This is a genomic window from Cupriavidus sp. PET2-C1, from assembly GCF_054515855.1.
In genome coordinates, this window is the sequence record NZ_CM137259.1 from 3976847 (window position 1) to 3999948 (window position 23102).

A 23102-nucleotide genomic window follows, 5' to 3' on the forward strand; every position below is an offset into this window, starting at 1 on the left:
TCAGCCCTTTCCGCCTGCTGGCGCGCTCGCGCCGGCGGGGCCGGCCTTGCCCTTCTTGCCATCCCCCGGCGCTTCCGGCGCACGGTAGGCGAAGCGCATGGAGAAATCGAACAGGCGCCGCTGCTCGCGCAGGTTGTTGGTCATCATCACGGCCTTGGATTCGCCCAGCTCGGCCTTGTCCAGCCACTGCACCTGGCTAAGGTTGCGCAGCAACTCCGATACGCGCTCGTTCGACTGCGCGATGCCGGTCACGGTAAAGGCGTCGCCGGTCTGCTTGAGGGTGGTCAGGTACACGCCTTCGGGCACTTGGCGCACCAGTTCCTCCAGCAGTTGCACGGGACGGTTGCGCTCGTTCTGCAGGCCCTCGATGGCCTTCTGCCGCTGCAGCAGCCCTTCGATATCCTTGCGCAGCGTATTGACCTCGCGGATCTGCCCGTCCATGCGGTTGTTCTCCGCCAGGAGCACCTGGTTCAGGCGGGACACGGCATCGACGCGGTGATCGATATACATGCCGCCCAGCAGCACCACCAGCGCGCCGGCGCCGGCCGCGCCGCCCAGCAGGGCGTAGACCTTCTTGCGCCGCGAGGCCCTGCGGGCTTCGTGGTAAGGCAGCAGATTGACTGTCGGGATCGAATTGGTAGTCATGCGGCTTCCCTCGCTGGCTTACTGCAGGCCGCGCAGCGCAAGCCCGGCGCTCACGATGTAGGCCGGCAGGTCGCGCTGCAGATAGCGCTCGTTGACCTTGACGGCTGTCATCATGTTGGCAAAGGGGTTGGCCAGCGTGGTGGTGATCTCGGTTTGCTGCTCGATCGCGCCTTGCACGCCGATCAGCGATGCATGGCCGCCGGAGAGCAGGATCTCGTCGACCCTGCCGATGCTCGAAGCCGACAGGAAGTTGCGCACGGCGCCTTGCACCTCCACCGCCAGCGCCTCCAGGGAGGGCTTGAGCAACTGGGTGCGCCAGGCTTCAGGCAGCGTATTCTTGCGCTTCTTGATCTCGGCCTTGAGCGCGTCCAGCGTAAACATGCGCGCCGCGCTCTGGGTGAGCTGGTCGCCGTAGCTGTTGAGCGGCTGCTCGTAGAGCTCTTTCCAGCCTTGGTAGAAGATGGCCTTGGAGCGGCTGCCGCCAAGGTGGATCACGGCCACCACGGGCAGTTCCTTGGCGTCGGTGGCGCTGATGTCGGCGGACACGCCCAGCATCTGCACCACGGAGCGCTGCACCGCGTATTCCTCGACGTCCATCACGTGCGGCTTGAGTCCGGCCATTTCGGCGGCGGTCACGCGCTCCTGCACACGGTCGCTGTTAGCCGCGGTAACGCGCACGCCGATGCCGCCCTCGGTTTCGCTGGGGCCGATCACGGCAAAGTCGAAATTGACGGCCTGCGATGGCGGATAGAGGCGATGCGCCTCGGATTCCACCTGGACGTAAAGCTCGTCCTCGGACAGGTTGTCCGGCAGGCTGACGGTCTGCGATTCGGTCAGCATCGAAGGCACGCCGAGCACCACCTCCTTGGTGCGGATGCCGGCTTTGCCGAGGGCGCGCTTCAGAGCGATGCCAACGGCTTCGATATTGACCACGTTGCCATCGGCAACGGCATTACGGTCCAGCAGTTCGCTGGCACATTTTTCCAGCCGATAGTCGTTGTTGCCACTGCCCACGGACAGCTCGACTACCTTAACGCTGGACGACCCGATGTCAACGCCGACCGTCGTACGGCGCAACAACCCCGACAAGATGCCTCGCCGCAAGGTGACCCCCTGACCGTTGAACTCGCCTTGGCTTGGTTGCTCTAATTTGGCGAGTCTGTATTGTTTCTTGGATGAAACGTTTTGCTCTTTTAGTTGGTGGATTCTCACCAAAAAACGGGGCGCTGGCAATGTGCCGGTTTGACCACGATTGCTTTTCATCAACACCCCTCGCAAAGCGTTGCCAAAATCCCACGGTGCCCCTCGCCCTACCCACCTCGCCCATCTTTTCGTTTCATGCAGATCTCAATCCCATTACATCTTGTAACAGCACGATAGCGGCGTGCGCGCCACAACGCGCAGGGAGCGGAGTATCCCGGGAGATATAATCCCGGCACCTCTAACTAGGTATTTCCCTTATGGCCACAGCACAACAGAAGCCGTCCCTACCTGCCCGACGTCCGATCTGGATGCGGCTGACCTTTTGGGCCCTGGGCCTGCTGGTGGCCGGGATCGTGGCGGTGGCACTGCTGGTGGGATACGCGCTGCTGGTGGCCGCGCCCAACCTGCCGTCGCTCGACACCATCACGGATTACCGCCCCAAGATCCCATTGCGGATCTACACGGCGGACAACGTGCTCATCGGTGAGTTCGGCGAGGAGCGGCGCAATTTTGTGCCGATCGCGGAAATACCGGACGTGATGAAGAAGGCCGTGCTGGCCATCGAGGACGATCGCTTCTACGAACACGGCGGCGTCGACTTCGTCGGCGTGCTGCGCGCCGGGCTGGCCAACCTGCGCGGCGGCCTGTCGCAGGGCGCCTCCACCATCACCATGCAGGTGGCGCGCAATTTCTTCCTCTCCAGCGAGAAGACGTACACCCGCAAGCTGTATGAAATGCTGCTGGCCTACAAGATCGAGGCCAACCTGTCCAAGGACCAGATCCTCGAGCTGTACATGAACCAGATCTACCTGGGGCAGCGCGCCTATGGCTTTGCCAGCGCGGCCCGGGTGTATTTCGGCAAGTCGATCAAGGACGTGACGCCGGCCGAGGCCGCCATGCTGGCCGGCCTGCCCAAGGCGCCGTCGGCCTACAACCCGGTGGTCAACCCCAAGCGCGCCAAGGTGCGCCAGGAGTACATCCTGCAGCGCATGCGCGACCTGCGCTACCTCACGCCCGAGCAATACGACCAGGCCATCCACGAAGAACTGAAGGTGCGCGGCGAGGGCAATGAGTTCTCCACCCACGCCGAGTACGTGGCCGAGATCGTGCGCCAGTTGATGTACGCGCAATACCGCGAGGAAACCTACACCCGCGGCCTGACCGTCTACACCACGCTTAACAAGCCCGACCAGGACGCCGCCTATGAGTCGGTGCGCTCGGGCATCATGAATTACGAGCGCCGCCACGGCTACCGTGGACCCGAGGCCTTTATCGACCTGCCCCCCGGCGCGGACGAGCGCGAGCAGGCCATCGACGACGCGCTGCTGGAGCACCCGGGCAGCGACGACCTTCGCTCGGCCGTGGTCACCAGCGTGACGGCCAAGCAGGTCACCGCCACGCTGCTGTCCGGCGAAGTTGCCACCATCGAAGGCCAGGCGCTGCGCTTCATTGCGCCGTCGCTGGCGGCCAATGCGCAGCCCAAGGCCAAGATCCGGCCGGGCGCGATCATCCGCGTGACGCAGGACGAAAAAGGCGCATGGACGGTCACGCAGCTGCCGGAAGTATCCGCCGCCTTTATCTCGCTCAACCCGGAAAACGGCGAGATCCGCTCGATGGTTGGCGGCTTCGATTTCAACCGCAACAAGTTCAACCACGTGACGCAGGCATGGCGCCAGCCCGGCTCCAGCTTCAAGCCGTTCATCTACTCCGCAGCGCTGGAAAAAGGCTTCTCCCCCGCCACGGTGATCAATGACGCGCCGATTTCGATCAGCGACAACGGCGGGCAGGTCTGGGAGCCGAAGAACTACGACGGCAAGTTCGAAGGCCCGATGACCATGCGCCGCGCGCTGGCCAAGTCCAAGAACCTGGTGTCGGTGCGCATCCTGCGCGCCATCGGCACCCAGTACGCCCAGGACTACATCACGCGCTTCGGCTTCGACGCCGACAAGCACCCGGCTTACCTGCCGATGGCGCTGGGCGCGGGCAGCGTCACCCCGCTGCAGATGGCGGGCGCCTATTCGGTGTTTGCCAACGGCGGCTTCCGCGTCAATCCCTACCTGATCCAGAAGGTGGTCGATGCCCGCGGCAACGTGATTTCCGAGACCAAGCCCCAGCGCGCCGGCGAGGATGCAGTGCGCGTACTCGACGCCCGCACCGCCTTCATCGCCGATAGCATGCTGCGTGAGGTCGTGCGCAGCGGCACGGCAAACAGCGCCAAGCAGCGTCTGGGCCGCAATGACCTGGCCGGCAAGACCGGCACCACCAACGACGCCGTCGACGCCTGGTTCGCCGGGTACACGCCCAAGCTGGTGGCCATCGCCTGGATGGGCTACGACCAGCCCAAGAGCCTGGGCGTGCGCGAGACCGGTGGCGGCCTGGCCTTGCCGATCTGGGTGGGCTACATGGGCAAGATGCTCAAAGGCGCGCCGGAAATCCCCGAACGCCAGGCTCCGGAAGGCGTGGTCATGGTGGGCGGCGACTGGACCTTCGAGGAAAACGCGGGCGGCGCCGGCGTGGCTTCGGTTGGCCTGGGCGATCCATGGCCGGGCAAGCCGGACGAAAGCACGCAATCGCCCGCCGACGTCGAGGCAGAGAAGAAGCGCATCCTGGAGATGTTCGGCGGCGGCTGAGGCCCCGCCGGGACAGCTTCCCGCCAATGAAAAAGCCGGCTTCGCGCCGGCTTTTTCGTGCCTGGGCGAGAGCGCTCAGGCCAGTTTCAGCGTCACCCCCGCCTGCTGGCTCACGTAGCCGGACAGCGCCGCATACAGCTCGCCGCCGCCGCGCGTATCGACCCAGCGCTGGCCATCATGGCGAAAATGGAAACCGCCCGAGCGCGCCGCCACCCACAGTTCCTGCATGGGCGCCTGGCTGTTGACGATGATCTTGGAGCCGTCTTCGAATTCGAGCTCCATGAGATTGCCGGCACGGTTGATTTCGATGTCGGCGTCGGCCGCGTCGGCGGCGGTTTCCACCGCACTTTCCAGCCGGTCCAGCTCTTGCTGGGCCAGCGCCAGGAACTCACTTTCACTCATGGGGGGCATGCTAAACTCCAAGACCGCCGGTCAGCGCCGCTATAGCGATGTAGTGCCGCAGCCGGCAGCGTATTGAAAAGTACTTCGTATTTCCGGTGGTCCCGCCGCGCTCCGCTTGAGGGACACTCCGGGACGATCGGGGACGACCCTGGACGACATTTTAAGGACCACCCGATGTTGCGTCGTGTTGCGATTGTATCGGCGTTTGCCGCCAGCCTTGCGATGCCCCTGCTGTCGGGATGCGGCATCCGCGGCCCGCTGACGATGCCCAAGCAGCCTCCCGCACCGGCGCAGCCGGGCGTACCGGATCCCGGCCTGGGCAACCCGGCCGTGCCGAATCCGGCGGCCCCCAAGGGCTCCGCCGCCACAACGGCACCCGCCACGGCTCCGGACGCAATGCCGGCTGCCACTCCCACCGCCAAATAACCATGACCGCCTTCTTTCATCGCCACGACGGCGCCCTGTGCGTCGAGCATGTGCCGCTCGCGCGCATTGCCGCCGAATACGGCACCCCTACCTACGTCTACTCACGCGCAGCGCTGACCGCCGCCTACCAGGCCTACGCCGCTGCGTGCCAGGGGCGCCGCGCGCGCGTGCAGTACGCCATGAAGGCCAATTCGAACCTGGCGATCCTGCAGGTCTTTGCCAGGCTCGGCGCGGGCTTCGACATCGTGTCGGGCGGCGAGCTGCAGCGCGTGCTGGCGGTGGGCGGCGATCCGCGCAAGGTCGTGTTCTCGGGCGTGGGCAAAACCACCGCCGAGATGGAACTGGCGCTCCAGCACGATGTGCTGTCGTTCAACGTGGAGTCGATCCCCGAGCTGGACCGCCTCAATGCCGTGGCCGGCCGCCTGGGCAAGCGCGCGCGCGTGTCGCTGCGCATCAACCCGGATGTGGACGCCAAGACCCACCCGTATATCTCCACCGGCCTGAAGGGCAACAAGTTCGGCATCGCCTTCGAGGACGTGCTGCCGACCTACCGCGCCGCCGCCGCGCTGCCGCACCTGGATGTCGCGGGCATCGACTGCCATATCGGCTCGCAGATCACCGAGGTCGCCCCTTACCTGGAAGCGCTGGACAAGGTGCTGGACGTGGTGGAAGCGCTGGAACGCGAAGGCATCAACCTTGAACACATCGACGTGGGCGGTGGGCTCGGCATCACCTACGACGACGAAACCCCGCCGGACATCACCGGCTTTGCCCGCACGCTGCTGGACCGCGTGGCCGAGCGTGGCCATGGCCATCGCGAGGTGCTGTTCGAGCCGGGCCGCTCGCTGGTAGGCAACGCCGGCGTGCTGCTGACGCAGGTTGAGTTCCTCAAGCCGGGCGCCGCCAAGAACTTCTGCATCGTCGACGCGGCCATGAACGACCTGGCCCGTCCGGCCATGTACGAGGCCTACCACCGCATCGAGCCCGTGCAACTGCGCAAGGCCGCGCAGGCCACCGCCCTGACGTACGACGTGGTCGGCCCGGTATGCGAATCCGGCGACTGGCTCGGCCGCGACCGCGCCCTGGCGGTGCAGCCGGGCGACCTGCTGGCCGTGATGTCCGCCGGCGCCTATGGCTTCGTCATGAGCTCCAACTACAACACCCGCCCGCGCGCGGCCGAAGTCATGGTCGACGGCAACGACGTGCACCTGGTGCGCGGCCGCGAACACGTGGCTGACCTGTTCCGCGACGAACGCCTGCTGCAAGGCTAAGCTGCCGCCCCCCCTGCGCAACTGCAACCACTCGCACGCCAATGGCCCCCAGCACCCTGATCCTGGGCGGCCGCGGCGATGCGATATCGACAGAGCTGGATCTGGTCCGGGGGGCATCTTGAAGCGCTATGGCTCCCCCACGCGGGGCAGCCGCCCCGCGCCGCCGTGCGCGAGATTACGCTCTACCCCTGAGCCCTACCGCTGTGCATAGAGGCCAGTTGCGGGCTTGCGCCACCACCACCAGACCCGCATTGCCAGCAATCCGAACACCACGGCGGCGTAGATCGATACCGTGCCGAAGTCGTGCTTGCCGGCCTTATGCCACCAGTAGTGCAGGATCGCCAGCACGGCGATGGCGTACACGGCCCGGTGCAGCCCTTGCCAGCGCTTGCCACCCAGCCGCTTGACCATGGCGTTGGCCGAGGTAGCCGCCAGCGGCGCCATCAGCACGAAGGCGGCAAACCCCACCGTGATGAAGGGGCGCTTGGCGATGTCCTTGATCATGTAGGCCACATCGAAGCCCCGGTCCACGGCAAGCCATAACAGGAAATGCTGCAGCGCGTAGAAGAAGGCAAAGAGCCCGAGCATGCGGCGCAGCCGGATCAGCCAGTTCCAGCCCGTGAGCCGGCGCAGCGGCGTCACCGCCAGCGTGACGCACAGCATGACCAGCGTCCAGGTGCCGGTCGAGCGCGTGACGAACTCCAGCGGATTGGCGCCGAACTGATCGGCAAAGCCGAGATAAAGCAGCCGCAGGAAAGGCAGCATGGCAAGCAGCCACACCGCTATCTTCACCGTGCGCACGCGTTCCGGCGCAAGCGTAGCGAACCCGGGCTGCCCGGCCGCCCGCGACGGGCGCACCGCCTCGCGCGACGGGGACATATCCGGGGGCGCCATCAGAAGAACTTCCGCAGGTCCATGCCCTGGTACAGCGACGCCACCTGCTGCGCGTAGCCGTTGAATGGCAGCGTCTTGCGCTTGGGCGCGAACAGCGCGCCAAAGCCGCTGCCTTTGTCCTCGCCGATGCGGCGCTCCGTGGCCTGGCTCCAGCGCGGGTGATCCACATCCGGATTCACGTTGGAGTAAAAACCGTACTCCTGCGCGGCGGCCAGGTTCCAGCTGGTGGCGGGCTGCTTGTCGACGAAGCGGATCTTGACGATGGACTTGGCACTCTTGAAGCCGTACTTCCAGGGCACCACCACGCGCACGGGCGCGCCGTTCTGGTTGGGCAGCACCTCTCCGTACAGACCAAAGGCCAGCAAGGTCAGCGGGTGCATCGCCTCATCCATGCGCAGGCCTTCGGTGTAGGGCCAGTCCAGCACGCGAGCGCTAACGCCCGGCATCTGCTTCTTGTCGTTGAGGGTGATGAACTCCACGTACTTCGCGCCCGGCTGCGGCTCGACGCGGCGGACCAGTTCGGCCAGCGCGTAGCCGCTCCACGGAATCACCATCGACCAGCCCTCGACGCAGCGCAGCCGGTAGACCCGCTCTTCCATCGGCATCAGGCGCATGAGTTCGTCGATGTCGTAGACCTTGGGCTTCTTGACCAGGCCTTCGACCGCGACCTGCCACGGCCGGGTCCGCAGCGTGCCGGCGTTGTGCGCCGGGTCCGCCTTGTCGGTGCCGAATTCGTAGTAGTTGTTGTACGTGGTGACGTCCTCGTAAGGCGTGCGCTTCTCGGGCACCACGTAGGCATTGTTAGGCGTGGCCGGCAGTTTCTGCCCGCGCGGCGCCTGGGCGTGCGCATCGCGTGCGAACCATGGCGCCAGCGTGCTCCCCGTGGCGCCCGCGGCAGCCAGCGCCAGCAAGCGGCGACGCGCATCGAAAACACCGCGGGGCGTGATCTCGCTGGCGGCAATGTCGTCGCCGCGCAGCCATTTCGGAGAGGGGATCAGCATCGTTGTTCCTCGTTGCGTGCCATATGCAAAATGCGGTTCACCGTTCGTGCCTGGCCCGGGCGGGGCCCGCCGGCACGATTGGACTTGCGCTTGAGTCGGTTGGAGCGAGGGAATCCTGACATCTATTTTCAGGCCCGTCGTCGCCGTCACCGCCGCCTCGCCCGGCCTTAAGCATGCATTGTGGCCGGGAAACGGATGCAGGGTGCCCCGCGCAACGCATGACTGTGGCTCAACCGCCCTGATACTGCCGGTAAACGGCCTCCGCCAGGGCCAGCAAGGGGGCGCGTTCCAGCGGCCCGGCCAGCGCGAAGCCAAGATCCCGGTCTACCCAGTAAAAGGCCATGGTACGCGCCGCAGCGGCGGGACGCTCACTTGGCCCCGGAGCCATGCGCTCCAGCCGGAAGCCCGTATCGGGCGTGTCGCGCGCCATGTGCCGCAGTTGCAGCGACAGCCGGGTGCCGTCGTCGGCCTCGTACATCAGGATGGCCGACGGACCGCCCTCGGCCACGCCGAGACGGCCCCCAATCAGGTGGAATCCCTGGGCGCGCAGGTCCGGCACGCGCAGCGGCGCCCCCAGGCGCTTGGACAGCCAGGCAACAAGATGGGCTTCATCGGTGGCCGCCACTTCGACCGGATGGCGTACCTCCGGCGCGTAGACGACATGGCTGGCCAGCGCCTCGCGCGCGAAGCGCTCCACCGACGGCGCCCCAGCCGCCAGCGTGTCCGCGCGATCATGCGCAACCCACCCGATCGCGCCGCCTACCGCCAAGGAGGCAAGGCTGCCGGCCAGCGCCATGCCCCAGCCAGCGGGTCGCCGCGCCGCGTCGCGGCGGCTGCCCCGCAGCCTTGGCGGAAGTGCCGCCAGCGGCACGGATTCATTGAGCACGCCGTCGAATGCCGCGTGCAATTCTTCCGTCTGCCGCCGCCAGCCTCCCACGCGCTCCCCGGCCTCGGGATGGGCGGCCAGGTACGCCTCCACCTCGGCGCGTCGAGCGGGATCGAGCTGGCCATCGGCATAGGCGTGGAGATCGGCTTCGTTGACTGGAGACATCATTTGACTCGCTGCAGTCCGGCCGCGCGGCCGGTGGCCTGCGGGTTCGCTTCGGCTGCCTTGGCTGGCGCGCCGTCCATCAGCATGCGCATCTGCTCCCGAGCCCGCGACAGCCGGGACATCACGGTGCCCACCGGCACCGCGAGCACCTGCGCCGCCTCGGCATAGCTGAGCTGCTCCAGGCCGACCAGCAGCATCACCGCGCGCTGCGCCTCGGGCAAGCGGGCCAACGCCCGCGCCAAGTCCAGCTGCAGGCCGGGCTCAGGCGCAGCACCGGGTACGTCGGGCAGCGTGTCGGTATAGGTCACCAGGTCGGAGCGACGGTACGCGTTCACGCGCAGCCGGTGCATCATGGTCAGCAGCCAGGACAGCAGTCCGTCCGCGCCATCGCCCCACCAGGCGCCCGCGCGCAGGCGAAAGCGCCAGCGGTAGCGCAGCGCGCGCTCCAGCGTGTCCTGCACCAGGTCGTCGGCGGATGCCGCGTCGCCGGTCAGGCCCCGGGCGTGGCGCCGCAAGCGCGGCGCCAGTGCCACCAGTTGGCGGTCGAAGCCGTCCATGCCGTCAGGCTGCCCTCACCCGTATCAGGGCGTTGCCGCGTGCCAGGCGTTGTTGAAGTTGTCGCCCGTGCGGTCGCCCGGCTTGGCATCCTTGGAGAAACGGTAAAGCGGCTTGCCGCGATAGGCCCATTGCTTGCCGCCATCTTCGCGCGTGATCACGCTGTAGTCGCCCGTGGCGCTGGTGCCAGGCGCGGCCATCAGGGGCGGCCAGTTGGTGGCGCAGCCGCCATTGCAAGCGCTCTTGCCGGCCGTGTCACGGTCGAACGTGTAGAGCGTCAGGCCCTGGGGATCGGTCAACGTGCCACCGGCAACTTTCACCGTGGGCGGCATATTGCCGGCGCCGCCACCCATGCCACCCATGCTGCCCATGCCCGAACAGGCGGACAGCAGGACCGCGGCAGAAGCGAGCGCGAGCACGGCGGGACGGGACAACGATGCGAGGGAAGCGACTGCGTTGGGACGGGAAAGGGCCATGATGTCGATCTCCATGCGATGCGGCACCGCCAGCCGGCGCCGTCCCTTCAGTAAACACCGGATGTGACGGCTTTATTCCATTCGGGCGAAAAAAAACCTGCCGCATCGGAGCGATGGGCAGGTTTTTTCGTTGCGGCGCAACACCCAGATCAGAGTTCGCCGTAGCTATGCAAGCCGGAAAGGAACATGTTGACGCCCAGGAAGGCGAAGGTCGTGACCAGCAAACCCACCAGCGCCCACCAGGCCGCCATGGTGCCGCGCAGGCCTTTCATCAGCCGCATATGCAGCCAGGCCGCATAGTTCAACCAGACGATCAGCGCCCAGGTTTCCTTGGGGTCCCAGCTCCAGTAGCCGCCCCAGGCCTCCGCCGCCCACAGCGCGCCCAGGATGGTGGCGATGGTGAAGAAGGCAAAGCCCACTGCGATCGACTTGTACATCACATCGTCGAGCACTTCGAGCGAGGGCAGACGCTCGGCGAGAATGCCGTGCTGCTTGAGCAGGTAGGCCACCGACACCATGGCGGCCAGGGCGAAGGTGCCGTAGCCAATGAAATTGGCCGGCACGTGGATCTTCATCCACCAGCTCTGCAGCGCGGGCACCAGCGGCTGGATTTCGCTCGCGTCGCGGCTGACCGTATACCACAGCAGGAAACCGACGGCCGCCGATACCACCAGCATCACGAACGGCCCCAGCGCACGGGTCTTGTAGCGGCCTTCGTAATACAGGTGGAACAACGAGGTGATCAGCGTGAACAGCACGAACACTTCGTACAGATTGGAGATGGGGATGTGGCCGATGTCGGCGCCGATCAGGTAGGACTCGTACCAGCGCACCAGCATGCCGGTAAAGCCCAGCACCACTGCCGCCCAAACCATCTTGCTGCCGATCTGCAGCCCGGTCTCCGAGCGCGCCAGCAAGCCGCCCCAATAGAACAGGGTGGACAGGAACACCAGGGCGCTCATCCACAAGATGGCGGACTGGCTCGACAGGAAGTATTTGAGGAAGAAGGCCTGCTCGGCGCGCGGCAACTGGCCCTGGTAGAGCTGGATCGCGAACAGCGACAACACCGTCAGCGTCACCATCAGCAGCCGCACCGGCTTCCAGTGCCACCCCAGCAGCGCGAAGGTAGGCACCGCGGCGATCAGCACGCCCTTGTCGTAGACATTCATCCACTGGCCGTAGCGCGCCAGCGCGAAGCCCGCGCCCACTGCCAGCATCAAGGCAAAGAGCCAGTCGACCCAACCCAGCCGGCGCAGGAACGACGGCTCCAGGTAGGCCTGCTCGGCGTCACTCGCGGCAACGCCCGCCGGACTCTCGTGCACGCCCGGCCGGGCCTGATTCACATTCGAAGACATAGTGGTTCCTGCTTAATTGCGGGCGCCGGTCGTGTCGATGCTGCCGGCGGCGCGGCCTACATCGTCGCGCAGCGCGACAAACTCTTTCTCGAAATCCAGTGTACGGCGCTGCGTGGACATGGCCATCAGCACATGGCTGGCGGCGCCCTGCCCGCTGGCGGTTCCCACGGCATCTGCGGGATCTGCGGGATCCTTCACCCAGAGCCAGACGCGGCGCTCGCGGATGTAGAACATCGAGAACACGCCCAGCACCAAGAGCAGACAGCCAAGATACACGATGTTCTTCCCTGGTGCACGGGTCATCTGGAACACGCTGGCCTTCACTTCCGTGAAGTCGTCGAGCTGCAGGAAAACCGGCGCGGTGTAGAAGAAACTGTCGGACAGCGCATTGATGGCTTGCTGCATGAAAGCGCCGCTCTGGGCACTATTTGGCACCACCGGCAGCTTGTCCTGCGCGCGCGCCAACTGCCAGAGCTCCCACATCGACCCATTGAGGATCTTCAGCAGCACATCCGCGGCTTTCTGCTGCTCGGCCGGCGGCACGGACTTTTCCAGGAAGGCGGCAATCGCGGTGAAACCGCCCGGCGGGGCTTGCGGGTTGCTGCGCGAAGCGCCTGCAAAAAGATCGAGCGCGCGAAGGGCACTTTCGGCCAACTGGCCGCGCAATACTTCGCGGCCCTCGCCCGGCATCGAGGCAAGTGCGAAGCGGCGCGCGGCTTCGCTGCGCATCGCGCGGTCCTGGAGCGCGGCACGCAAGCGCATCCAGTCCGCCACGCTGTTTTGCTCGTCGGCCGGGATGCGCAGGTAGCGGAACGGCTCGCTAGGCGTATCCCGCATGCCGGCAAGGAAGACCGACTGGCCATCGAGTTGCACCGGCACCATGTAGTTGTTGAATTCGCGGGCCTGGCCGTTGCGGTCGCGCAACTTGTACTGCACCGAAGGGCCAACGTTGCGCAACTCCTTTGCACGGTCAGGATTGACCGCCGAGCCCAGGTGGGACTCGAGCTTCTCGTTGAGCGACTTGCGCGCAACGCCACGCGCGTCCGGCTTGCCCGACGCATCGGTGACGTTCTCGATATTCATCAGGCGGAAATCGCTGAACTCGACCGTCAACCCCTCGGCATCGGCCGCGTTGCCCGTGCCGGTCAGTGGCGTGTTGGCGCCCACGGTGCCGGCGAAGGCAAAGGTCTTGTCGCCGATACCCTGCATCGGGTAGCCAACGAACTTCAGCTTGGAGCCCCCATCCTCGAAGCTGGACTGGTAGATGGCCACGCCATTCACCACCAGCGGCTCGTTGACCTTGATGGTGGCCTCGGTCTTGCGGCCGGTGACGCGGTCCGTAATGACCACGTCGGAGGCGAACAGCTTGGGCATGCCGGTCGAGTAATGCTCGACGGTGAATTTCTTCAACGTGATATTGAACGGCAGGTCCTGCACCAGCGCGCCGTCCGAGATATTCAGGATGGCGGTGGACACCGTCGAGCCTTCCGGCACGAAGGCGTTGCCGCGAAAGCCCGGATTGCTGACCGACAAACGATGCTCGGGCGGGATGTCGTTGATCACGGCGTTGCCGCTGATCGGGCTCTTTCCGCCAAACCACATCTGCGCGCGGATCAGCATGTCGCCATCGAGCAGGCCGCCGACGCAGATCACCACGATAGCGGTGTGCGCGAGGATGTAGCCTAGCTTGTTGGCCGCGCCCGCCTTGGCGGCCAGCAAGGTGGCGCCCTCATGCGCAACGCTCTTGATACGGTAGCCGCGATTGGCCAGCAGCGCGGTGAGGCGCGTCACCGCATCGGCGCGGGGGCGGCCCGAATCGAACTCGGCGTGATGGTGGAAGGACCGCAGGCTGCGCTCGCGCACGTGGTCCTTCCACGAGCGCATATCCTTGATCATCTTTGGCGCGTTGCGGGTCAGGCACAGCGAGGTGGAAATCACCAGGAAGGTCAGGATCAGCAGGAACCACCAGGAGCTGTAAACCTTTTGCAGCGACAGCGCGTGGAACAGGTCAGCCCAGAAGGGACCGAACTGGTTCACATAGTTGGGATAGGGCTCGTTCTGCTTGAGGACGGTGCCGACCACACTGGCAATCGCAATCACCGTCAGCAGCGCGATAGCGAAACGCATCGAGGACAGCAACTCAACCGCGTCGCGTAGCAGGCGGTGAGAAGTCTTCAGGTGCAGTCCTGACGTGGAAGCGGTGGACATGTGCAGTGGGGCCCTCGGCCTTGAAATGAAAAAGGGTGGACTTGCTCGCGCAGGCCACCCTCTTCGATTGTTGCCGGGCTGCTTGGTTGCACCTGGGCGTGGTGCCTCGCGAGTGGCGAGGCCCGCTGCGGTGCTCCGGCTACCCGGCGCGGAACGACTTAGCGAATCCCTGCGACGTAATCAGCCACAGCCTTGATCTCGGCGTCCGACATCTTGGCGGCGATGGTCGTCATCACGGGATTGTTCTTGCGGGTGCCCTGGCGGAACGCAACCAGTTGTGCTTCGGTGTACTCGGACCATTGACCGCCGATGCGCGGATACTGGGCCGGAATGCCGGCGCCGGTGGGACCGTGGCAAGCCGCGCAGGCCGGCACGCCCTTGGCCGCGATGCCACCGCGATAGATCTTCTGGCCGGCTTCGATGGTGTCCTTGTTCTTGGCGGTGGCAGGCTTGAGGGTCTGCTTGGCCAGGTAGGCGCCGACGTCCTTCATTTCCTGCTCGGACAAGGCGGCCGCATACGGCGACATGATGGCGTTGCTGCGAGCCTTGGCTTTGAAGTCGTCGAGCTGCTTGTGCACGTATTCCGGCTGCTGGGCGGCCAGCTTCGGATTGGCGGCGCCGCCGCTGTTGCCGTTGGCGCCATGGCAGCTCAGGCAAGCCGGGACATTGCGATCAGGGGCACCTTGCGTGTAGAGGGTTTCGCCCTTGGCCGGATCAGCCTTTGCGGCGGCCTGCTCTGCGGCAGATGCCAGACCGGTCATGGCAGTTGCCGGCAGAGCCAGCGCCACAACAGCCAGAAGTTTCGCAATGCGGTTCATTCGCACACCTTGTCTGAATTGTTTTGAATTCCATGGGGCACGCCGTTCAGCACACTGCCCGCGGTGAGGACGCGATGGACAGGCACTTTGACATCGGAAATTCATCACGACGGACCGCCGGCTCGCCTGAAGCCAGAAAACGCCCAGGCGAAGGCCGGATGGCACCGCCCCCATGCGAACGAGAGCGGCAGACCGTGCGAATATCCCGGTAGCAGGCCCAGACCCCCGGTTGGCCCTCTTGCGCCGGCGCCAGGCTTCGGCGCCAAAACAGGGACTAGACCAACAGGCTTGCTACCACGATGGAACGGACACGCAAGACTTCCCTGCCAGATAAATGCGCGACCAAGGATGCCGCGCGTCACCTAATCGGGAGGCCGTTAACCGCGTTATTGTACAATAAATCGTGTGCCGGATAGAGGATGTGCGCGCCGCGACGCGGCCAGACGCCAGCCCCGGCCATCCAGGCGGCCACATGTGCCGCCCACCTCACTCACATCGGCGCGGTGACGCCGGCGAACCCGCCTGAATCCAGGCGGCAGCCCGCCCCCACCCGCCCCATCGCCCAAGCGCATGTCCCTCCTACATCAGGCCCGCTTTTTCGTTACCGTCAATCATCTGCGCGACCTGCCTGCCACGGCCGTGCCGGAAGTGGCGTTCGCCGGCCGCTCCAACGCCGGCAAATCCACCGCCATCAATATCCTGTGCAACCAGAAGCGGCTGGCTTTCTCGTCGCGCACGCCGGGCCGCACCCAGCACATCAACTTCTTCGGCGTGGCCCCGGTCAAGGCGCCGGACCCGCTCGCCTTCCTCGTCGACTTGCCCGGCTACGGCTATGCGCAGGTCTCGGGATCGGCCAAGTTCCATTGGCAAGCGTTGCTGAGCGACTACGTGCAGACCCGCTCGCAGCTGTCCGGCCTGGTGCTGATGATGGACGCGCGCCGCCCCTTTACCGACCTGGATTGCCAGATGGTCGAGTGGTTCCTGCCCACGGGCCGGCCCATTCACGTGCTGCTGACCAAGGCTGACAAGCTGACCAACAGCGAGAACGCCCTGGCCTTGCGCGAAACCCGCAAGGTGCTGGCCGGCTACGCGGAACAGCTCGACACGCCGGTACCCCTGACCGCACAGCTGTTCTCCAGCCTGAAGCGCCGCGGCATCGAGGAAGCCCAGCGCGTGGTGGCGGGCTGGCTGTCCCTGCCCGAGGCCCTGCCGCCCGCAGCCCAGGACAGCAAGGCCGCAGCTACGCGGCAAGCCCAAGCGGAACCAGATACGGCTGCGGACGATGCGCCTCCCGACGCGCCCGCAAACTGATCCTTTGGTGCCGCAAAGCGTACCTGCCCCTGCGCCCGCCCTGTTGTCGAATCGACCAGTCAATCGGTGAATGAGCCGGCAAAAAAAAACCCCGTTGCAAGCAACGGGGGCGAACTTTCCCACCGGTTAAGGGCGGGTACCCGCTCAGGGAGGAGTAGCGGGGGACGCTGCATCACGCAAGCGCAACGCAGAGTGTCCGCGAGTATGATAGCGGGCGAGATCAAAAGTTTAGTTTTTCTTTCGCAAGCGGCCTGGTCAGGCACTCGCCAGCCACATCGCGCCAGCCGCCCGGCAGACTCCCCCACTTCTTTTCCGACTCCTCTCTCAAGCCATGTCCACTTTTCCCGAGTACCGTCCGCGCCGCATGCGCCGTGATGATTTCTCACGCAGGCTGATGCGCGAGAACCGCTTGTCGCCAGATAACCTGATCTATCCGGTATTCATCGTCGACGGCCATCACCAGCGCGAGACCGTGGCGTCCATGCCCGGCGTGGAGCGTTTGTCGATTGACCTGTTGCTGCCGGTGGCGGAAGACTGCGTGAAACTCGGCATCCCGGTCATCGCGCTGTTCCCGGTCATCGATCCGGCCTTGAAAACGCCCGACGGCATCGAGGCGACCAACGCCGAAGGCCTGATCCCGCGCGCCGTGCGCGCGCTCAAGGACCGCTTCCCGGAACTGGGCGTGCTGACCGACGTGGCGCTGGATCCGTACACCAGCCACGGCCAGGACGGCGTGCTGGACGACGACGGCTACGTGATCAATGACGTCACCGTGGAGATCCTGGTCAAGCAGGCGCTGACGCAGGCTGCGGCCGGCGTCGATATCGTGGCGCCCTCGGACATGATGGACGGGCGCATCGGCGCCGTGCGCGCGGCGCTGGAAGACGGCGGCTATATCCATACCCGGATCATGGCGTACTCGGCCAAGTTCGCCTCAGCCTTCTACGGCCCGTTCCGCGATGCGGTGGGCTCGGCGGCCAACCTGGGCAAGGGCAACAAGATGACCTACCAGATGGACCCGGCCAACTCCGACGAAGCCCTGCGCGAAGTGGCGCAGGACATCATGGAAGGCGCTGACATGGTGATGGTCAAGCCCGGCATGCCCTACCTCGACATCCTGCGGCGCGTGAAGGACGAGTTCCGTTTCCCCACCTACGTCTACCAGGTCAGCGGCGAGTACGCGATGCTCAAGGCCGCAGCCCAGAATGGCTGGCTGGATCACGACAAGGTCATGATGGAATCGCTGCTGGCCTTCCGCCGCGCCGGCGCCGATGGCATCCTGACCTATTTCGCACGCGACGCCGCTCGCCTGCTCACGCGCTGAACCGGCCCGGATGCAGCTGCTAGGCTTTTCCGCCAGCCAGGTCCATCCGCTCGCCTCGCTCGACGCGGCGCGCGACTTCCTCGCCGGCAATGCAGCGGCCCGTTTCGTCTGGGTCGACACGCCGATCGAGGAAATCAGCGCCGCGCCGACGGCCTGGCGCGACAGCGTCCAGGCGCTGACGGGCGCCGCGGTGCTGGACCTGCATCTCATCGATGCCACCAACCCGTCGCATCCGTCGTATTTCGATACGACGCATGCCTACGACATGGTGATCTTCCGCAAGCTTACCTTCGAGACCAGCCGGCTGATCGCCGAGGCTGGCGCAGAGGGGGCGGCGGCATCCGGAACGAGTACGAGTACGGCTGCAACAGCGGCGGCCTCGGCCACCGCCGCGATAGACATGCCGACGATGCCGGGCCAGCCCGTGGCTTCGGCCACGGCCTCCGCGACAGCCGGCCCGCAGTCCGCGGCAAAACCCAGTGCCCCGGCCAAGCCGCGCCGCTACCCGCCGGGTTTCCTGCCCGCGCTGGCCAAGATCGATACCCAGCCGGTCACGTTCTTCGTCTTTGACAACGTGCTGCTGACGGTACGGCCCGCGCAATCGCGCACGCTGGACCAGGTGCGCCAGCGCCTGCTTGAGCTGTGCCAGGCGCCGCGGCCGCAAGCGGCGTCAAAGACACGGGCCAACGGCCACGCCGCGCTGGTGCATGGCATCCGCCCGCCAACGCGCCCGGAAGACCTGATGCTGCGGCTGCTCAACGCCATGGTCGACCGCTACCTGGACCTGCGTGCGCCGCTGACGCGCCAGCTCGACCGGTGGCAGCGCGCGCTGCTTAACGCGCGGCGCAGCTTTTCCAGCTGGGAGGGCTTGCTCAATGCCCGCATCGAGCTGCGGCGGCTGGAGCACTTGTGCGAGGAGCAGCACGACGCGCTGCAGGAGTTCCGCGACAGCCTGCTCGACAACAGCTACAGCATCGCGAGTGAAGGCCCCGCCGCAGGCTCGCCAGGTACGCCAGGTACGCCAGGCACGGCGGGCCGCGACGATGCGCTGCTGGTGCGGATCAACGACGTGATGGAGCACATCTCGCGCGTGCTCGCGCATGCGCGCCGGCTGGAGGACTCGATCGAGTCCGCGGTGCAGATTCACTTCTCGTCGGTGGCGCACCGCACCAATCGCACCATGCGCACGCTGACGCTGATCACCGCGCTGTTCATGCCGCTCACGCTGATCACCGGCATCTTCGGCATGAACTTCGACCGCATGCCATGGCTGCGCGAGCCCCAGGGCTTCTGGTGGTCGCTGGGGCTGATGGGAGCGGTGGTGGTGGTACTGGCCGCGGTCTGGGCGCTGGGGCGCCGGCTGGAGCAGAGCTAGCCGACGCTCGCCGAAGCTGGCGCTTCGGGTATTTCAGGTACGTCTCAGGTACTAGCCTTGGTATCGAGCGCGCGCGACAACGTGTCGAGAAACCGCTTGGCCGGCTGGTAGCCGATCGCGCGGACCGGCCGCTCGCGCCCGTCGGCGCCGTACAGGATGATGCCCGGGGGGCCGAACAGGCCGAAGCGCTTGAGCAGCGCGCGGTCATCGGCGTTGTTCCGGGTGACATCCGCCTGCAGCATCACGACCTCGGACAGCCGCGCCCGCACGCGCTCATCGGTAAATGTGAAGCGCTCCATCTCCTTGCAGCTCACGCACCAGTCCGCATAAAAATCGAGCAGCACCGGCTTGCCGGCGGCAGCCGCCTGCGCCACGCGTGCATCGAGCTCCGCAACCGAGCGCACGCGCTCGAACCGCACGTCGGAAGCGCCGCCAGTCGCCGCCTCCGGCGCCAGGCGCGCGGCGCTCAGGTGTGCCAGCGGCTGCAGGGGATCCCGGCCGCCGGATGCCAACCCGACCAGGAGGATGGCGCCTGCCAGCGCCGCCAGCAGGCCCAGGCCCTTGCCTACCCTGGCCAGCCCATGCGCATCGGGGCCGAGTGAATCGAAGGCGCTCAGGAAGACCGCGCCAACCAGCAGCAGCGCAGCCCAGCCCGCCATCAGCGCCCACGCAGGCAGCACCGGGCTCACCATCCAGAGCGCCACGCCCAGCAGCAGGAAGCCAAAGAAGCGCTTGGTCGTCTCCATCCAGCGTCCGGCGCGCGGCAGCAGGTTGCCCGCCCCCACGCCCACCAGCACCAGCGGCACGCCCATGCCGAGCGCCATGGCAAACAACGCGCCGCCGCCGACCACGGCATCGCCGGTGCGCGCGATATAGGCCAGCGCGCCGGCCAGTGGCGCCGTCACGCACGGCCCGACGATCAGTGCGGAGATCGCGCCCATGGCTGCGGCACCAGCAAGCTGCCCGCCCTGGCGGCGGTTGGACGATGCCGTCAGCCGGGTCTGCCAGTGCTGCGGCAGCTGCAGCTCATAGAGACCGAACATGGACAGCGACAGCGCCACCATCAGCAGTGCAAAGGCAACCAGCACCCACGGCGCCTGCAGCGCCGCCGAGAGGCCCTCACCAAGCAGCCCCGCCGCCACGCCGATCCCCGTGTACACCACTGCCATGCCGAGCACATAAGACAGCGATACCAGCAAGGCGCGCTTGCGCGTAACGTGCTCGCCCACCACGATCGACGACAGGATGGGCACCATCGGCAACACGCATGGCGTGAAGGTCAGCAGCAGGCCCAGGCCGAAGAACAGCGCGGCGATCACGCCAAGGTTGCGGCTGGCCAGGGCGCCGGCGATGCGGTCGTTCTCGTCGGCCGTGGGAGCCGGCAGGGCGGGGGAGGGGCCGGCTGCGTCGCCGCTTGCTGCGGCCGGGCTGTTGCCGATGCTGCTGGAATCCGCCGGTACCCGCTTGCCGAACAGTCCGTCAAGCGCACCACCGCCGACCTTGAACACGCTTTCCTGCGGCGGATAGCACAGGCCTTTGTCGGCACAGCCCTGGGAAGTCACCACCAGCGACCATTTGCCGTCGGCCGGCGCGGACTCCACCGGCACGCGGATGGTCAGCCCGCCGTGATAGGTTTCCATCTCCTTGCCGAACGTCTCGTCGAACTTGACCTTGCCGGGCGGGAACACCGGCGCACCCAGCTTGACGGACGCAGGCTGCGCCGCAAAGGCAAAGCGATCGCGGTAGAGGTAATAGCCATCCGCCACGTCGAAGCGAACCTCGATCGTCTTCGCATCGACCTGATGGGCAGCAAACCGGAAGGCCTGTTCCGGCGGCAAGAAGTCGTCGTCGGCGGCATGCGCCATGCCGCCGAGGCACAGCCAGAGTGAGGCCAGCAGCATGATCAGCAGCCGCACTGCGGCACTATGCCGCACGGCTTGCCCAGCCCCCCAACCGTCCGAGGCGTTCGCGCCCGCACCGAAACTCATGCCCAGCCTTTGAAATGTCATTCGTCGTATCCGCATTGCGCTCGCATCATAGCGCCGGTCCCCGGCCGCAGTGCTGTATTGCCAGCATCAGTGTAAGTCGGCGCAGCGACCGCCATCCTTACGCACTGTCGTCTTCGTCTGTGGCCGTTCGGGTTTCGTGCGCCACCCAGGCCAGATAAGGCGCGAATCCCGCAACCAGCGGCATCGCGACGATCTCGGGCACCTCGTAGGGGTGCGCGAGCCGAATCGCAGCCTCCAGCGCGGCGTAACGCTCCTGGGTGGTCTTGATCATCAGCGGCCACTCGCGTGCGCTTTCGATCTCACCTTGCCACCAATACTCGGACTCGCACGGCGCCAGCCGGTTCACGCATGCCGCCAACCTCGACTCCAGCACGGCCCTAGCAACACGCCCCGCGGACTCGGCGTCCGGCAGCGATGTCATCACCAATATTGCTTCGCTCATCAGATCGTCCTCCCAGGCCACAGGCTGCCCGGCGGCCAGACTCCGGCGTACCGGCCCCGGAAAACAAAAGAGCCAGGCATATAGCCTGGCTCGATTGTAAGCGGTGTCCGCGCAGCTCGCCGCGACCAAAAGTCGCAAGCGGGCCGGGACGGAATCAACCTTATTCGCCTGCTTCTTCAGCCGGCGCTTCGGTGATTTCCGGGCGGTCAACCAGTTCGACCAGCGCCATCGGCGCATTGTCGCCCTGACGGAAACCGAACTTCAGGATACGGGTGTAGCCACCCGGACGTGCGTTGTAACGCGGGCCGAGTTCGTTGAACAGCTTGGTGACCATGTCGCGGTCGCGCAGACGGGCGAAAGCCAGGCGGCGGTTGGCAACGGTGTCCTTCTTGGCCAGCGTGATCAGGGGCTCGACAACCTTGCGCAGTTCCTTGGCCTTGGGCAGGGTGGTCTTGATCAGCTCGTGCTGGAACAGCGAGTTGGACATGTTGCGCAGCATCGCGAGGCGGTGCGACGAGGTGCGGTTCAGTTTCCGCAAACCATGACGGTGACGCATGATGATTCCTTTATTGCAATGTTTGACCAGCTCTTCTATCGCTTGGCCGGAGCAATCTCCGGTTCGGCGCGGGCCGGTAGTCTATTAAGGCAGCCGGCACATGCCGGTCGCCGCGATGACCTGGCGCGGCGGCTGGACAAGCCCGCCACCGCGCCCGGCTATTACTTCTCCAGCCCTGCGGGCGGCCAGTTCTCGAGCTTCATGCCGAGGGTCAGGCCGCGCGAAGCCAGCACTTCCTTGATTTCGTTGAGCGACTTGCGACCCAGGTTCGGGGTCTTGAGCAGCTCATTCTCGGTGCGCTGGATCAGGTCGCCGATGTAGTAGATGTTTTCGGCCTTCAGGCAGTTGGCCGAACGCACGGTCAGCTCCAGGTCGTCGACCGGGCGCAGCAGGATCGGATCGATCTGCGGCGTACGGCTCGAAGCGGCTTCCGCCGACGACTCGGTGCCTTCCAGCGCGGCGAACACCGACAGCTGGTCGACCAGGATGCGCGCCGATTGACGAATCGCTTCTTCGGGCGAAATCACGCCGTCGGTTTCGATGTTCATCACCAGCTTGTCGAGGTCGGTACGCTGTTCCACACGAGCCGATTCGACTGCGTACGAAACGCGGCGCACCGGCGAGAACGAAGCGTCCAGCACGATGCGGCCAATGACCTTGCCTGCTTCGTCGCCGAACTTGCGCACGTTGCCCGGCACATAACCACGGCCTTGTTCGACCTTGATCTGCATATCGAGCTTGCCGCCGGCCGACAGGTGAGCGATCACGTGGCCGGGGTTGATGATCTCGACATCGTGGGGCAGCTCGATATCCGCGGCCGTCACAACGCCTTCGCCTTCCTTGCGCAGCGAGACCGTGACTTCGTCGCGGTTGTGCAGCTTGAAGACCACACCCTTCAGATTCAGCAGCAGGTTGACTACGTCTTCCTGCACGCCATCGATGGTGGAGTACTCATGGACCACCCCAGCGATCGTGACTTCGGTCGGGGCATAACCGACCATCGACGACAGCAGCACGCGACGCAGGGCGTTACCGAGCGTATGGCCATAGCCACGCTCGAACGGCTCCATCACGACCTTCGCGTGATGGTCGCCGAGCGGCTCCACGGCAATAATTTTAGGCTTGAGTAGTGCTGTTTGCATTAGGTTGT

21 protein-coding genes are annotated in these 23102 nt (G+C 65.8%); 6 read left to right on the top strand and 15 right to left on the bottom strand.

What is annotated here, in order from left to right:
* Together ACX12D_RS17980 and pilM are read right to left on the bottom strand one after the other, a co-directional pair.
* Positions 1 to 645 carry a PilN domain-containing protein gene (locus ACX12D_RS17980; RefSeq protein WP_441637871.1) on the bottom strand — a complete coding sequence of 215 codons (645 nt, stop codon included), beginning with the start codon at positions 643 to 645 and terminating at the stop codon, positions 1 to 3.
* An 18-nt stretch (positions 646 to 663) separates the two neighbouring features.
* Positions 664 to 1734 (bottom strand): type IV pilus assembly protein PilM, encoded by a 1071-nt coding sequence (pilM, locus tag ACX12D_RS17985; RefSeq protein WP_441637873.1) that lies wholly within the window; start codon positions 1732 to 1734, stop codon positions 664 to 666.
* Between the two features lie 371 nt (positions 1735 to 2105).
* Between pilM and ACX12D_RS17990 the strand changes: the two genes are divergently transcribed.
* Positions 2106 to 4478 carry a penicillin-binding protein 1A gene (locus ACX12D_RS17990; protein WP_459372173.1) on the top strand — a complete coding sequence of 791 codons (2373 nt, stop codon included), beginning with the start codon at positions 2106 to 2108 and terminating at the stop codon, positions 4476 to 4478.
* A gap of 75 nt (positions 4479 to 4553) precedes the next feature.
* Here ACX12D_RS17990 and cyaY read toward each other — a convergent pair whose 3' ends face one another.
* Positions 4554 to 4889, bottom strand: a complete 336-nt coding sequence (gene cyaY, locus ACX12D_RS17995) for an iron donor protein CyaY (RefSeq protein ID WP_043350301.1) — start codon at positions 4887 to 4889, stop codon at positions 4554 to 4556.
* 165 nt (positions 4890 to 5054) lie between these two features.
* Between cyaY and lptM the strand changes: the two genes are divergently transcribed.
* Together lptM and lysA are read left to right on the top strand one after the other, a co-directional pair.
* The gene (lptM, locus tag ACX12D_RS18000) at positions 5055 to 5306 is read left to right on the top strand and encodes an LPS translocon maturation chaperone LptM (RefSeq protein WP_459372174.1); all 252 of its coding nucleotides are present in this window, start codon (positions 5055 to 5057) and stop codon (positions 5304 to 5306) included.
* A gap of 2 nt (positions 5307 to 5308) precedes the next feature.
* Complete coding sequence (lysA, locus tag ACX12D_RS18005) at positions 5309 to 6577, top strand: diaminopimelate decarboxylase (protein WP_459372175.1); 1269 nt, start codon at positions 5309 to 5311, stop codon at positions 6575 to 6577.
* Positions 6578 to 6772: 195 nt separating this feature from the next.
* Here lysA and msrQ read toward each other — a convergent pair whose 3' ends face one another.
* From msrQ to ACX12D_RS18045, 8 genes are all read right to left on the bottom strand, one after another.
* Positions 6773 to 7456, bottom strand: a complete 684-nt coding sequence (gene msrQ / locus ACX12D_RS18010) for a protein-methionine-sulfoxide reductase heme-binding subunit MsrQ (protein WP_459374055.1) — start codon at positions 7454 to 7456, stop codon at positions 6773 to 6775.
* A 14-nt stretch (positions 7457 to 7470) separates the two neighbouring features.
* Complete coding sequence (gene msrP / locus ACX12D_RS18015; protein ID WP_459372176.1) at positions 7471 to 8472, bottom strand: protein-methionine-sulfoxide reductase catalytic subunit MsrP; 1002 nt, start codon at positions 8470 to 8472, stop codon at positions 7471 to 7473.
* Between the two features lie 229 nt (positions 8473 to 8701).
* Entirely contained in the window at positions 8702 to 9526 is an 825-nt protein-coding gene (locus ACX12D_RS18020; RefSeq protein WP_441637887.1) for an anti-sigma factor family protein, read from the bottom strand.
* Entirely contained in the window at positions 9523 to 10080 is a 558-nt protein-coding gene (locus tag ACX12D_RS18025; RefSeq protein WP_459372178.1) for an RNA polymerase sigma factor, read from the bottom strand. The genes ACX12D_RS18020 and ACX12D_RS18025 overlap by 4 nt, the downstream gene beginning before the upstream one ends.
* 24 nt (positions 10081 to 10104) lie before the next feature.
* Entirely contained in the window at positions 10105 to 10554 is a 450-nt protein-coding gene (locus tag ACX12D_RS18030) for a COG4315 family predicted lipoprotein (protein ID WP_459372179.1), read from the bottom strand.
* Positions 10555 to 10703: 149 nt separating this feature from the next.
* Complete coding sequence (gene ccsB / locus ACX12D_RS18035) at positions 10704 to 11909, bottom strand: c-type cytochrome biogenesis protein CcsB (protein WP_459372180.1); 1206 nt, start codon at positions 11907 to 11909, stop codon at positions 10704 to 10706.
* A gap of 12 nt (positions 11910 to 11921) precedes the next feature.
* Entirely contained in the window at positions 11922 to 14117 is a 2196-nt protein-coding gene (locus tag ACX12D_RS18040) for a cytochrome c biogenesis protein ResB (RefSeq protein WP_459372181.1), read from the bottom strand.
* A gap of 158 nt (positions 14118 to 14275) precedes the next feature.
* A complete protein-coding gene (locus ACX12D_RS18045; RefSeq protein ID WP_459372182.1) occupies positions 14276 to 14935 on the bottom strand; it encodes a c-type cytochrome in 660 nt (219 codons plus the stop codon).
* A gap of 570 nt (positions 14936 to 15505) precedes the next feature.
* Here ACX12D_RS18045 and yihA point away from each other — a divergent pair.
* The 3 genes from yihA to ACX12D_RS18060 all read left to right on the top strand — a co-directional run bounded on the left by yihA (position 15506) and on the right by ACX12D_RS18060 (position 18945).
* Positions 15506 to 16246: a ribosome biogenesis GTP-binding protein YihA/YsxC gene (gene yihA, locus ACX12D_RS18050; protein ID WP_459372183.1), complete on the top strand. Its 741-nt coding sequence runs from the start codon at positions 15506 to 15508 to the stop codon at positions 16244 to 16246.
* 331 nt (positions 16247 to 16577) lie between these two features.
* The gene (gene hemB / locus ACX12D_RS18055) at positions 16578 to 17570 is read left to right on the top strand and encodes a porphobilinogen synthase (protein ID WP_459372184.1); all 993 of its coding nucleotides are present in this window, start codon (positions 16578 to 16580) and stop codon (positions 17568 to 17570) included.
* A 10-nt stretch (positions 17571 to 17580) separates the two neighbouring features.
* The gene (locus tag ACX12D_RS18060; RefSeq protein ID WP_459372185.1) at positions 17581 to 18945 is read left to right on the top strand and encodes a magnesium transporter CorA family protein; all 1365 of its coding nucleotides are present in this window, start codon (positions 17581 to 17583) and stop codon (positions 18943 to 18945) included.
* Positions 18946 to 18989: 44 nt separating this feature from the next.
* Here the strand turns inward: ACX12D_RS18060 and dsbD are convergent, their stop codons facing one another.
* The 4 genes from dsbD to ACX12D_RS18080 all read right to left on the bottom strand — a co-directional run bounded on the left by dsbD (position 18990) and on the right by ACX12D_RS18080 (position 23094).
* A complete protein-coding gene (gene dsbD / locus ACX12D_RS18065) occupies positions 18990 to 20933 on the bottom strand; it encodes a protein-disulfide reductase DsbD (protein WP_459374056.1) in 1944 nt (647 codons plus the stop codon).
* A gap of 118 nt (positions 20934 to 21051) precedes the next feature.
* A complete protein-coding gene (gene cutA / locus ACX12D_RS18070; protein WP_459372186.1) occupies positions 21052 to 21396 on the bottom strand; it encodes a divalent-cation tolerance protein CutA in 345 nt (114 codons plus the stop codon).
* Between the two features lie 160 nt (positions 21397 to 21556).
* The gene (rplQ, locus tag ACX12D_RS18075) at positions 21557 to 21952 is read right to left on the bottom strand and encodes a 50S ribosomal protein L17 (protein ID WP_006160427.1); all 396 of its coding nucleotides are present in this window, start codon (positions 21950 to 21952) and stop codon (positions 21557 to 21559) included.
* Positions 21953 to 22113: 161 nt separating this feature from the next.
* Positions 22114 to 23094 (bottom strand): DNA-directed RNA polymerase subunit alpha, encoded by a 981-nt coding sequence (locus tag ACX12D_RS18080; protein ID WP_006160428.1) that lies wholly within the window; start codon positions 23092 to 23094, stop codon positions 22114 to 22116.
* Between the last annotated feature and the right edge of the window lie 8 nt (positions 23095 to 23102).